General features: G+C 69.5%; 1 protein-coding gene. It reads left to right on the plus strand.

All coding sequences use genetic code 11. The features are described from left to right. Window positions 1-277, plus strand: a 277-nt coding sequence (locus IF17_RS01000000136960; protein WP_032773216.1) for a hypothetical protein, incomplete at its 5' end; no start/stop codon positions are given. Window positions 278-318 lie beyond the last annotated feature (41 nt).

Consider the following 318-nt stretch of genomic DNA (forward strand, 5'->3'; position numbering starts at 1 on the left):
CCAGGTGGCCGAGCTCGAAGCGCGCGAGCGGGAACTGACGGTACCGTCCGCCGTGCTGAGCATCTTGAAGCCCGGCGTCGACGTGTACACCTCGTGGCAACAGGCTCCCATCAACGCCCGCCGCGCCGCGATACGGCTTCTCCTCAGCCCTCGCTACCTCGGCGCGCCCCACATCCTCGCCGCGTCCAATCCCGGTCGGTACCAGCAGTTCGTCGAGCGAATCGAGTGGCGCAGAACCGAGATCGGCCCCGGGGTCACGGCGGCAGACGGGCGGTAGTGGTCCGCTCTGCTCAGCAACTGGCGGGGCCAGCGCTGCTG

Origin of the sequence: Streptomyces cyaneofuscatus, from assembly GCF_000718135.1 — a bacterium.
In the GTDB taxonomy this organism is placed as follows: domain Bacteria; phylum Actinomycetota; class Actinomycetes; order Streptomycetales; family Streptomycetaceae; genus Streptomyces; species Streptomyces cyaneofuscatus.